This is a genomic window from Ferruginibacter sp. (genome assembly GCF_028288465.1).
Lineage (GTDB): Bacteria > Bacteroidota > Bacteroidia > Chitinophagales > Chitinophagaceae > Ferruginibacter.
On record NZ_JAQBNR010000009.1, the window covers coordinates 1 to 12,526 of the forward strand.

At 43.6% G+C, this 12,526-nt stretch carries 12 protein-coding genes; 4 read left to right on the forward strand and 8 right to left on the reverse strand.

Going from position 1 to position 12,526, the window contains the following annotated elements:
- On the forward strand, window positions 1-546 hold a 546-nt coding region (locus JWR61_RS03510), incomplete at its 5' end, for a DUF5995 family protein (protein WP_301926474.1).
- A 266-nt stretch (window positions 547-812) separates the two neighbouring features.
- Window positions 813-1,397 carry a dihydrofolate reductase family protein gene (locus tag JWR61_RS03515; protein ID WP_301926475.1) on the forward strand — a complete coding sequence of 195 codons (585 nt, stop codon included), beginning with the start codon at window positions 813-815 and terminating at the stop codon, window positions 1,395-1,397.
- Between the two features lie 67 nt (window positions 1,398-1,464).
- Here JWR61_RS03515 and JWR61_RS03520 read toward each other — a convergent pair whose 3' ends face one another.
- On the reverse strand, window positions 1,465-2,691 hold the full coding sequence (locus tag JWR61_RS03520; protein WP_301926476.1) for a sorbosone dehydrogenase family protein: 1,227 nt from the start codon (window positions 2,689-2,691) through the stop codon (window positions 1,465-1,467).
- A gap of 833 nt (window positions 2,692-3,524) precedes the next feature.
- Between JWR61_RS03520 and JWR61_RS03525 the strand changes: the two genes are divergently transcribed.
- Window positions 3,525-4,388, forward strand: coding sequence for an AraC family transcriptional regulator (locus tag JWR61_RS03525; protein WP_301926477.1), 864 nt, complete (start codon window positions 3,525-3,527; stop codon window positions 4,386-4,388).
- 221 nt (window positions 4,389-4,609) lie between these two features.
- A complete protein-coding gene (locus JWR61_RS03530) occupies window positions 4,610-5,422 on the forward strand; it encodes a class I SAM-dependent methyltransferase (protein ID WP_301926478.1) in 813 nt (270 codons plus the stop codon).
- Between the two features lie 115 nt (window positions 5,423-5,537).
- On the opposite strand, the gene JWR61_RS03535 is transcribed toward JWR61_RS03530, so the two are convergent.
- From JWR61_RS03535 to JWR61_RS03565, 7 genes are all read right to left on the reverse strand, one after another.
- Window positions 5,538-6,317: a ferritin-like domain-containing protein gene (locus tag JWR61_RS03535; protein ID WP_301926479.1), complete on the reverse strand. Its 780-nt coding sequence runs from the start codon at window positions 6,315-6,317 to the stop codon at window positions 5,538-5,540.
- A 228-nt stretch (window positions 6,318-6,545) separates the two neighbouring features.
- The gene (locus tag JWR61_RS03540; protein WP_301926480.1) at window positions 6,546-7,142 is read right to left on the reverse strand and encodes a hypothetical protein; all 597 of its coding nucleotides are present in this window, start codon (window positions 7,140-7,142) and stop codon (window positions 6,546-6,548) included.
- Between the two features lie 273 nt (window positions 7,143-7,415).
- A complete protein-coding gene (locus tag JWR61_RS03545; RefSeq protein WP_301926485.1) occupies window positions 7,416-7,991 on the reverse strand; it encodes a sugar phosphate isomerase/epimerase in 576 nt (191 codons plus the stop codon).
- On the reverse strand, window positions 7,909-8,331 hold the full coding sequence (locus JWR61_RS03550) for a hypothetical protein (protein WP_301926481.1): 423 nt from the start codon (window positions 8,329-8,331) through the stop codon (window positions 7,909-7,911). Before JWR61_RS03550 ends, JWR61_RS03545 begins: the two co-directional genes overlap by 83 nt.
- Window positions 8,332-8,671: 340 nt before the next feature.
- The gene (locus JWR61_RS03555) at window positions 8,672-9,727 is read right to left on the reverse strand and encodes an aldo/keto reductase (RefSeq protein WP_301926482.1); all 1,056 of its coding nucleotides are present in this window, start codon (window positions 9,725-9,727) and stop codon (window positions 8,672-8,674) included.
- Between the two features lie 59 nt (window positions 9,728-9,786).
- Window positions 9,787-11,412, reverse strand: a complete 1,626-nt coding sequence (locus JWR61_RS03560; RefSeq protein WP_301926483.1) for a GDSL-type esterase/lipase family protein — start codon at window positions 11,410-11,412, stop codon at window positions 9,787-9,789.
- 130 nt (window positions 11,413-11,542) lie between these two features.
- Window positions 11,543-12,526: ATP-binding cassette domain-containing protein (locus JWR61_RS03565; RefSeq protein ID WP_301926484.1), on the reverse strand; the 984-nt coding region annotated here is incomplete at its 5' end.

Below are 12,526 nucleotides of genomic sequence, written 5' to 3' on the forward strand. Positions count from 1 at the left end.
TATACCCAACACAAAAAATGTACCGCCTGCTGGAAATTTGCTTTTGATGCCTGCAATACCTGGCAGCCCATGGTAATGCATCACCTGTTGCTGGGTATGAATGCACACATCGGGCTTGATCTCGGCATAGCCGCAGCAACCGTTTCACCTGGTGGCAACATAGAAAATATCCATGCCGATTTCAACAAAATCAATACGGTGTTGTGCGATTTGATCAACGAGGTGAAAGCCAGTTTATTCAGCATGTGGCCGTTGAGCAAATTCATCAGTCAATTGAACATGGGTAAGTTTGAAAATGATCTCGCAGGCTTCTCGATGAACATTGCCCGGGACGCCGCGTGGCAATCTGCGCTTGATTATAATGCCGGCAGCGGAATAACTGAAAAGGAAAACTATATTATTGCAAGGGATAGAAGTGTAACGGATTTCAGCAACCAAATACTGCACCCCGGTGCCGCTGTAAAAACCCTGTCGGCCATTTTCCGGCTGTTTGAGTTTGGTACTGTGGCAGACAAAATAAAAAAACTGGATGTACACTTATTATGACCTTGTACCGCGCCGGGTATTCCATTTAATCACTTCCGGGGCGATATCTCTGCACAAAATATTTTAATCAGGCAGCCAGCATAAGTTGCAGGAACCTGCCTTGAAGCAGATTAAGTAATACACAGTTTTTGATGGATTAATGCAATGCACTATTTTTAATTGTGTAAAGCAAAATGTCACCAGCAACTTTTGGCGACAATGCAAACATGAAGAAACACAGTAAAAACGAACGAACAAATTCGCTTAACATTTAAACAAATACCAACATGAGGAATTTAATTTTTTTTATGCACACGTCGCTTGACAGCTTTGTAGCCGGGCCTAACGGAGAAATGAACTGGATAAAAGTAGACGAAGAAATATTTGACTTTGTTGCTACCATGACAGACAAAGCAGACGCTGCTCTTTATGGACGGGTAACGTATGACATGATGCAAAGTTATTGGCCAACTGCCGGTGAACAACCCAACGCATCGAAACACGACAAAGAACATGCGGCCTGGTATAACAAAGTTCCAAAAATCGTTCTATCAAGAACATTGGGTGAAAAAGGTCTTGACAATACCACCGTTATCAGCGACCAGCTTGCAGACAACGTCAATACAATAAAAAAACAAGACGGAAAAAATATCATCATCTTTGGAAGCCCCGGTGCATCACAATCGTTATTAAAAGAAGGACTCATTGACGAGTTTTGGCTCTTTGTTAATCCTATTATTTTGGGAAAGGGCATGCCGCTATTTAAAGATATAACTGAGGCGACTCAATTGAAATTTGTAGCGTCTAAAACTTTTGCCTGTGGCGTAATTGCGCTTCACTACGAAACAAAACGCATTGAACAGGCAACCTGATATTCTTCTCCATCAAAGGCAGGGCTCTTTTGTAACACACGAAATAAAAAAGATGAAGCATCGCCCTTTATATTTTTACAATTTTATAAACGAGCCCTGTTATCCCCGTTTTTGTTTGCAGTAAACCCATTACATACAATTCATTATTTTCATCCACATTAACCCCGCAAATTAAAAAGGGGTCTTTCGGCTTATTTAAAATTTTCAATGGCTGCCTTAACCAGTTTCCTTTTTCATTTTTCACAAGGGCAAACATATTTCCATTAAAATCGGCGAACACGTATTTTTTATCAAGTGCGGGAAATTGTTTTCCATAATAAAAACGACCGCCAATAACACAAATACCCTCTTTGTGCGTATAGGCATAAATGGGTGGCGTAAAGATGCTTTGGTTAGAGCTATCCATTCTTAAAAAACTGCTGTCACCTTCCTTCAGTGGCCAGCCATAATTGCATCCTTTTTGAACAATATCAATTTCCTCTTCTTTTTCCTGTCCCACGTCTGCACCAAATAATTGATGGGTTGAAGCATCAAAACAAAAACGCCACATTTTACGAAAACCATACGCCCAGATTTCGGGCTTCGCATTTTTGGTGGTTACAAAAGGATTATCAGCAGGAATAGCGTAAGGCTTTTTATTTACATCAATGCGCAATAATTTTCCGTTAAAAAAATTCAAATCCTGTCCATGGTAAACATACTGGCTATCACCCAACTGGTCGTCACCAATAGAAATGTAGAGGTAACCATCCGGCCCAAAAGCCACCTGGGCACCATTGTGCGTAATGTTTTCGCCCTCTAATTCAAACACGCGGTATTCTGATTGCACATTTGCCAAATCTTTACTGCTACCGCCGGAAGTAAATTCAGAAACAACCAGCTTGCCTGTTGCCGGGTGTAACAAAGAGGGTGCCGCATAACAAACATACAATTTACCATTGGATGAAAACTGCGGATGAATGGCGACACTGAAAATGGATCCCAGGGGTGATTTTTTATCCCGTTGCCCAAGCTTATTATTACAAACCAGGAAGGGCTCCGGCAGTACCGAATCATTTTTCAGCATCCAGATTTTACCACTGTTATCTGTAATCAACATCCGGTGGCTTGTACCGGGCAGTACATTCAATTCAACCGGGGCGGCAATGGTTTTACTTACCAACTGAAGCTTTACTTCTACCGAATCATTCCCTGCTGTTGCACTTATCTGATCTACCCTGCTTTTTACGGGGCTGGTGCAGGAACAATTAAATAATATGGACACAAGAATAAAACAAAAGATCGTCTGCTTCATAATAAGCGGGTTTAGTTGTTTGGGTTAAAAAATAGAAGCCAGGGTTGATATTTTTTCACGACAAAGCAACGACCTCCGGGGTAAACAAATGACGGAGCTTTAAGCCTTCCTCAATTACTTCGCACTGGCGAGTGACATGCGGTAATGGCATCCTGGATAACGCTGCATTTAATTCGAGAAAAATATATTTGTTTGGTAGGGAGTAGATTGGTAAAGATGCGTATTGAAATGTATGATCTTATTCTTGTCAGCGGGAATGACAAATTGAAAGCTAATATATCTCCTTTTTTACACAAAAAATAATTAGTTGGGTTGCGAAGGAAAAATAGTTCGTTCTCCACCCCGCGAAAGAGGCTTTGCTGTATGGAAGGTAGACTTGCACCCTTTTCAAACTGCGGCATTAATTGTTTACCCGGCAAAAGGCTTTCAACGCACCTGCTTCGGGACTTGTTCGATACATGTTCGGGAATTACCGAAGCTGTCCCGAAGAAGTCCCGAAGGAGTCCCGAAGAAGGTATAGCGAAAAACATGTCGATACAATAGCTGTTGAACACCGGATCAAGCCTTCCGGAGTACCTGGTAGTTCTCTTTTTGCTGCTGTAATTTGTAATCAAAAAACAACAGCTGCGAAAATTTGTGCCCTCTGCGGGATGACTTCATTCCCCAAAATCAGGCTGATCATCGCAGATAAAAGAGATACCCTGCAACGTTACGGGTACATTTTCCTGATTGGGCATCCGGTTTTGTACAGTCAGTTAGATTTAGCGCTGCGATGAACAACCATTTCATGGTATTGCCTGCAATCATTAAATTTACTGTACTAACAAAATAGCATGGTCAATTTCCAGGAAAGAGTGTTAACGTATCCGCAGTATTGCCGCCAGTTCAGCTGTGGCGATTCACTGATTACTATTTTCAATTGTCCGCCCGAGGCCCGGTTAATGCAAAATAAACTGGCTGATTTGTGGTGCCATGAAAATTATATATTTTATGTGCTGGAAGGAAAAAAAGTATGGCATACTGCCCAGGGTGCTTATGAAATCGGGGAAGGCAGCTGTGTATTGGTAAGAAAGGGCGCCTGCATTTTGGAACAGTTTTTCGATATTGGTTTTTGTGTGGTGCTGTTTTTTATACCAGATGAATTTATTTGCAATACACTTAAAAACAGATCGGCCCCCATAGCAAAAACTGGCAGCATATATCAGCCGGTAATGAAGTTGAACTCTACCGAAACACTCAAGTCCTTTTTCATATCGATGTACGCATATTTTTCCGGCACGGCAGAACCCGACAAATCGTTGCTGGAGCTAAAATTCAGGGAACTTATTTTAACCATCGCAGACAATCCTGAAAATGAAGAAGCGCTTGCCTATTTCTGCTCGCTCATGAACGAACCTCAATCGGTATCGCTGCAACGCGTAATGGATGACAACTTCTGTTTTAACCTGAAGCTGGAACAGTATGCACTGTTGAGCAACCGCAGCCTCTCTGCTTTTAAACGTGACTTTCAAAAACAATTCAACAATACGCCAGGCAGATGGCTGCTTGAAAAAAGGCTGGAGCATGCCAGGTTTCTGCTTAGCAACAAGAATAAAACGGTAAGCGAAGTGGCATTTGAAAGCGGCTTTGAAAACCCTTCCCATTTCAGCCGGTCCTTTAAAGAACGTTTTGGCATCTCCCCCGCCGCAGCCAAATAAATTTCCTTCTGAACTTTTAAGTACAACATCTGGACTTTGCAGCAAAGGCTGTTTTTAAATGGACGAATACTTTTGTTATGCAATGAACAAAAAGGTGTTCATGCGGCCAGTTCAGCTCCCCGCAGGATCATTCAAAATAGCCAATGGTTTTTTCTTTCATCCGGCAGCAGAGTTGAAATGGAAACAAATAAACCAATTACAAATCTTAAAATTCAAACAACATGAATCCAAACAAAGCATTGTGGGAAAAAGGTGATTTTACCCGCATAGCAGCAACCATGCGGGAAAGCGGAGCCGAACTGGCTGCAACATTCGGTATTACTCCCGGCATTAACATGCTTGACCTGGGTTGCGGAGACGGCACTACTGCTTTGCCTTCTGCCCAACTCGGCGCCGATGTGCAAGGAGTAGATATTGCCAGTAACCTCGTTGCTGCAGGCAACAAGCGGGCACAGGCAGCAGGACTCAGTAATTGCACTTTTCGCGAAGGTGATGCGAGTGATTTGAACGGTGTCCGCGATGAGTCGTTCGACCTGGTAGTGAGTATTTTCGGGGCGATGTTTGCACCAAGGCCGGTTGATGTAGCCAGGGAAATGGTTAGGGTAACCCGGCCTGGCGGTAAAATTATTATGGGTAACTGGATACCGGGAGACCCCACCCTGGTGGCGCAGATCTTAAAAATAAGCTCAGCCTACATGCCACCACCACCGGAAGGTTTTGTCAGCCCGATGCTATGGGGTGTAACGAATCATGTAACCGAACGTTTTGTCAGCGCAGGCATAGCACCAGGAAATATTTCATTCTCCAACGAAACCTTTACATTCAACGCTGACTATTCTCCCGCAACATTTGTTGACAAGTTTAAAAACTATTACGGCCCAACCATGAATGCCTTTGAAGCAGCAGAAAAAAATGGCAAGGCTGCAGCATTGCAACAGGAGTTAGAACAGTTGTTTAACAGTCAGAATAAAACCGGCACCCAAAATACAACCTCCATCCCGGCTACATTTTTAAAAGTAACTGTGATCCGTTGAGCAACTATTCAGGCCGCAGCTCGTCTCTGGCCGCCAACTTTTGAAAGCTGGCGGCTCTACAGATACAAGAAAAGTCACGTAAATAAGATGCTTTCAGGTTCACCCGGATATATCTTCAGGAAATCATTACCTCCATTTCATTTTGGTATTTTATAGTTTGTGGTGAGGAAACTAGCAATCTTTTTGACAAGGCTACATCATGCAATGTTTTCTTGTATTTGCATTGCATGCTGCGCCAGTATCTACTGAAGTTTGTTCCGCCCGCTTTAAATAACTTTTGGTGCGCAAACCAAACCAGCAGCGACGTAGCGAAAAAGAACAGCGGATAAAAAAAGCGGCTGAATATTTTGGTACCGGCCGCTTTGCTGTCAAAAATAATGGCCATTCTTTCTGCCTGAAAATGGATGTGATATGCTTCGTCAATCAGTATGTCTGTACAAATCTGTTGCAGCAGTGTACAATTGGTGGCGTTTTTCAGTGCCTGGTAAAAAACCTGCGCCGCACTTTCTACCGTAATAACAGCCAGTGTCCATATTTCCATACTGGTATTAAAATACCGGATCTTCCTGAACAAGGTATCGCCCCAGTTTTTACCAATTCTTGGTTGATTAATTGCATCGAGGTACCTGCCCAAATTGTTGCCGTGCTTTTGTTCTTCTTTTATAAAAAGTTGCACTGCCTGCACATAATGCGGGTCGTTAACTTGGGAGGCATATAATGTAGCAGCATGAATTAAATGCGCTCCATCCGATGTTTCGCCCAACTGCCAGGCCTGCAGGGAATGTACAATCTGCGACAGTTCAGTTACCGAAACAGCTGGTTCTAAATGCCAGTCTACCCGCTGCCTTAAGGCATTCTGATCAAAATGTTCAATCCATTGTTTACTTGTTTTCATAATTGCGTTTTAAATATTAATAAATACAAAGCACTTTGTATTTCAAAGTAAATGCAATTAATTCAGATATTCTAATGGTTTTTTCATTTTAACAATTCATCAGAACGTAAGAATTTGACGGAAAAATTTAACTGGCTAAAAAGGCTGATGGTAGCGTATTGACTATAGCCCGGAAGATGGCTGCAATCAGTTGTGACAGGGCTTTTATTTTCATTAAACCAGTTTTGATTATTGCAGGCCGACACAATAATCAAAGAGTTTTTTTACGTCTTGTTCTTTATTGAAAGAAGGCTTTTTCGCTTTTATATAGCCCTGGATAGCGTCGCTGTTTTTTGGAAACATCGTAAGGAAGGCCGACTTACCCGCCTTTAACATTTCGTTGCCGGTATTAAGAAAATAGGTTGTCTCCATTGCAATATCAATATCAACATTCAGGGTTAGTTGTTTTTCTACCGAGTTTGCTATTAATGAACTGTAATTCTTTATACCAACGCCAGTACGGGTGCGAAGGCCCATGGCGCCTATTTCAATGGGCTCGTAAGTTACTTTTCGTATTATCAGCAGCTTCACACTATTGGTGGAGGCTATCTGCTCCTGGTAACCGTCTTTGTAAAAAAAGATACTGCCACCTAAGGAGATACTGTCTATATCCTGTGGCTTTGCAATGCTGAGTGTATCACCATGCGGATCTATAAATTGCATTTCGCATACCAGTAAATTAAAGTTCATTTTCGATGGACCGGCTCCACCACTTTTTAATTTAACGCTGGCATCAGCAAATGTGGGAAAGCGATAATAGAATTGTGCCGATAGGCTCTCACCCATATGTACTGTTTTCCTTTCAAGGACCTGTGCATTTGCTGTAGAAAGAAAAATAACCGATAACAATAGGGTAAAAAAAACAGTCTGTTTCATAACGTAATATAGTACTATCTGTTGATAAGAGCTACAGTCTGTAAAGTGCTTATAGCGGCAGCGGAACATCCATTTGCAATAGCCCGGTCATAATGCTTATAGGCGTTACGATTTGCAATTAAGTTGCCGTATTTTCCACCATGGCAGCGATCGGTCTATAGTTGTGGTATTACTTACAACTATTTATCCCAGCATTTTAGTCAAATTTTTAAAGCTGGTGGTCATGCTTGCCCAGGGATCTTTTGGCATGTCGTGTTCAATGTAAAAATGTTGCATGCCCGCGATGGAAGCGGCGTCAAATATGGGCTTGTAATCGATGGTGCCCTCTCCTACAGGTAAAATATTTTCCCTGGATGCATCCAGATCTTTTACATGCCACAGTGGAAAGCGGCCGGGATTTTGTTTAAAAATATCTACGGGATTTTTGCCCCCTTTTACGGCCCAGGCAAGGTCCAGTTCCATCTTTACTTTAGTTTGTGTTAAAAACAGGTCGTAAGGAATTTGTCCTTCCACGGCTCTGAACTCCGCATCATGGTTGTGGTAAGCAAAACCTATTCCTGCTTTTCTACAGGCTTCGTCTGTTTTGTTTAATACTTCAATCGAAGACTTAATATCATCCAATGTATTGATGGGCGTATTGGCGCATACCAAATACTCCACTCCGCCTTCTGCTGCTTCATCTACCAACGCCTGCATATTGTCTCTTAAATTCCGCATGGGTGGAATCACGAGTGGTTTGCCATCTGCACCCGTTGGCATTTTTTGCACCGGGCGGCATTTTAAAAGGTGCACCCAGCACATGATGCGATTTCCATGACATGCCGAGGCTGTTTATCAAGGCCGCAAACTCCTTCGGTTTTAATCCGTAATAACCACCTTTTTTGCTGAAAGCCGATTCAATTTCTTTGTAGCCAATGTCTGCCACTTTCTTTAATGAACCGTTTACATCATCATCCATTACATTGAACAAAGTGAATAATTGTAATCCAACCGGGGGCATGGCTGGCGCAGGATATAAAGCTTTAGCATTGCGGGGAAGTACAAGTCCACCAAAAGCAAGGGCGGCACTAAGTTTTAGAAAATCTTTTCTGTTTGGCATGATCGTTATTTTTGTTTTATACGAATGAAAATGTTGGTTATCTAGATGGTTGTAAACATTGAAGCACTAACTTATTGCCTATTCTATTCTGGTTGAAGCTTTACCTCCAGCCGGCGGGCTGCGTAACTGGAACGCCGCTGCTTTTCCCCTTTGAAAATCCCGATAGCTATCGGGAATGCTGCGCATTTTTTCAATTCCGGCTAAGTCTGAACCGGAGAAAAAGAGAGCGACTTTTCCAGTTACTGTTTCAATGCGGAGAGATAATTTGAAAATATCAGTTTCATCAAACAGGCTTTTGCTTTTACCTTTTTACTTTTTATTTTTACTTCTGCTTTCTGCCTTAAGCCTTCTGCTTTCCACCATACAAATCCGGTAAAGATTGCAGCATGGGGAACTGGGCCTGGTGCCAGTAAGGGTATGCTAATCTTTGTTCGCTTGCCTTGTCTAATTTTTTTACCTGTTCCAGTGTAAGGTTCCAACCAACGGCACCGAGGTTTTGTTTCAGTTGTTCTTCGTTCCGGGCGCCGATGATAATGTTGGAAATGGTGGGCCTTTGCAGCAGCCAGTTCAGCGAAACCTGGGCGACTGTTTTATTTACTTCAGCAGCTACTTCTTTTAATGAGTCTACGATGGTATATAGTCTTTCAAGATCGGTTGCTTCGCTCGGCACGGGACTTCCTCCCTGCGCTACCCTGGCATCTGCGGGCAGCGGTTGGTTGCGGTTGTACTTGCCGGTGAGCATACCGCTGGAGAGGGGACTCCATACAATGGTACCTATTTGCTGATCGATTCCGAGTGGCATCAACTCCCACTCAAAATCGCGGCTCAACAGAGAATAGTAGGCCTGGTGAGCAACGTATTTGCTCCAGCCGTATCGTTCTGAAACAGACAAAGATTTCATCAAATGCCAGCCCGAAAAATTAGAGCAGGCAATGTAACGCACCTTACCAGATTGTACCAGGTTGTCCAATGCTTTCAACGTTTCATCTATGGGGGCAACTGCATCAAAGCCGTGCATATGGTAAATGTCAATATGGTCTGTATCCAGCCGCCGCAGGCTGTCTTCGCAGGCTTTCACCAGGTGCATACGGGAAGAACCATGATCATTGATATCATCCGACATAGGAAATGTTGCTTTGGTAGAAATCAACACCTGGTTTCTTTTTCCACGGATCGCCTTACCGAGAATTTCTTCAGCAGCACCCCCCGAATATACATTGGCCGTGTCAAATAAATTGACCCCTGCATCCAGGCAAAGGTTCACCATCTGCGTTGCCTCATCCACCTGTGTACTTCCCCATGCTTTAAAAAATTCGCTGCCGCCACCAAAAGTTGCCGTACCAAAACTTAATACCGGAACGGTTAACCCGGAGTTACCCAATTTTCTGTATTCCATCTTTCTTATTTTTAGTAGTATAATATCTGCTATGCCCTGGCAAAAATGCACACTGCATTTTATTTTTTACTTTTTACTTTTGATTTTTGAACATCAAGCGCTACCGCAATAGCACGCTCCACCAAAGGTTCCATTATTTTATAGCCCGCCAGGTTGGGATGCACACCATCATCTCCCAGCCCTGCTTTTAATCCTTTTCGTTCGTCTGACATTGGTGTAAAATAATCCAGATAAATACAATCATTTTTGTCAGCGAATGCTTTAATCATCTTATTGAGGGTGAATATTTTTTCTGCCGGTTGCAAGCCTGGTTTCCATGGATAGTCATACACTGGCAACACAGAACTCAACACTACTTTTATGCCACTTGCTTTTGCCAGTTGCGCCATAGAGCTGATATTACCCAAAATGGATTCCAAGGTGGCAGGCCCTGTATTGCCGGCAATATCATTGGTTCCTGCCAGTATCACCACTACTGCAGGTTTCAAATCAATCACATCCGGGCGAAACCGCAACAACATTTGCGGCGTTGTTTGTCCGCTGATACCGCGGTTAATATACCCATGCGTTGCAAAAAAAGCAGAGTCAATATTTTTCCAGCCAATGGTGATGGAGTTGCCCATAAAGACAACTCTTTGTTCTCCTTTTTTGGGTGGCACCAGTTGCTTGTTGTCCGCCGCAAAATGGCCAATATCAGGCCAATCATTTTTTACCCTTTCTTCACCTTCCTTTTGCCACTGCTTTACCTGTTTTGGTGTAACATTTGGCATCCACCCTGTTGGATGTACGGGCCATAATAATCCCTGCTCTTCCAGCCAATCGCCAAAACGATCAATCCAGGTATCAGTTGGGATGTCGTTTTTACGCATGCCAAAACCATGGCCACCTTTTGCATACATGTGCAGCTCGGCCGGTTTTTTGGCAGCAATCCATGCGTTGTATAAATTAGTGCTGTGTGATGCCAGCCCCAGCTGGTCATCCGTTGCGGCGCAAATAAATAAGGGCGGCGCATCCCCCGGAATGGTTTGATTTTTAAGTGCCGTGATGTAAGGATAAACGGGTGCCGCAAAATCGGGCCTGTCGGCTGCCGTTGAATTAAATACGGTGCCCATGGTGACTGTACCTCCTGCGGAAAAGCCCATAAAACCAATTCGCTTTGGACTGACATTGTATTCAGCCGCATGGGTGCGAACGTATGCGACTGCTTTTAATCCATCGGCAATAGCCATGGTAACCACGCTATCATTTTCTTCATCCAGCTTTTTAAAATCACCCATTTTTTTTGAGAGTTCTGCTACCGGATCATTGGTAAGGCTATGCACCAACCGGTATTTTAAAACGAAGGCCGCCACTCCTTTTGCATTGAGCCACCTGGCTACTTCAATGCCCTCACTTTCTATAGACAGCGTATGAAAAGCACCACCCGGAGCGATGATAACAGCCGTGCCATTGGCTGCAGATGCGGGCGGTAAATAGGCTGTAAGTGTTGGCTGTGCAACATTATACACTACCCGCGTTTTAAACATGTTGTCATTATTGTCTTTCTCCTGCCAGGTCCAGCTCTCAGATCCCGGGGCTTTGCCGGGATACAATTGTATTACCTGTTGAGCAGTAACCAGTGATGCAATCATCAAAAGTAAAAAAGTAAAAACGGGCATTTTTCGGGAAGCGGCGAGGAGGCACATCGTTGTATTTTTTAGTGAATGTAAAAATAGCAGAACCTTGCTAACATGTAAAGACAAATATACGGCTCCATGATCGTTGCGGCAGAGGAAAGCATCCGGCTGTATCCCGGGATAGCATGTTTACATGCTTTTACACCGCATCACGCTCCTTCTCCTGGTGTTTCCACAGTTCGTTGAACAAAATACTGTGTTGTTTCAAATCAGCAAATGTTCCCTCACCGGCAATGTAACCATCCTTCAAAATATACACGTAATCAAAATAGGTCAACAGGTATAGCCGGTGTAAGGTAGAAACAACCGCTTTTCCTTCACAGGCCTTGAACAATTTTTCATAAATCTGCACTTCTGTTTTAGGGTCAACGCTGCTGGTGGGTTCATCCAGCAAAACAATCTCGCTGCTGCGGGCGGCCAATATGCCGCGGGCCAGTGCCAGTCGCTGCTTTTGTCCTCCGGATAGGTTGACACCTTTCTCCTGGATACCGGATTGCAATCCATTGGGTAATTGCTTTACTACCTCTGTGAAATGCGCCGTGTAGCATACATCATCAATATCCTGTTGGTCAAAAGGCAGACCAAGTGTGATATTGTGTTCAATCGTATTTTCAAAAATCTCCGGCTCCTGCGGAAATAAAGTAATACTTTCAGCAAGGCGGGCCGTATCTGTCTCCGGCACATCGTCTACTGTAATGCGAATGCCGGGCTCAGTTTCATATAAACCTCTTAACACCGCCATCAGCGTACTTTTTCCGCTGCCGCTTTCACCAATAAAAGCAATGCGTTTGCCCCGCTGCAGGCTGATGTTTATCCCGTGCAGACTGTGTGCTTTTTCTGCGGCCGAGTAGGCAGCCTTATGCGAAAAATTGAGTCCGCTTATAACAATGGTTTGCCAGTTCGGCGGCAGGCCACTACCGCTCTCAGGCAGATGATGTTCCTGGTAGGCATCTGTAATAAAGCGGGCCGTTTGCACATCGGTATTGTACTGAACTACCTGTGTATACTGGTAGGCGATATCGTGAAATACACTGGTGAACTGGTTTACAAACCCCAGCAATGCTACCAGGCTGCCCAGCATAAAAACACTGCCCGGCCGGGCGTGCTGGTAAATATAGCCCAC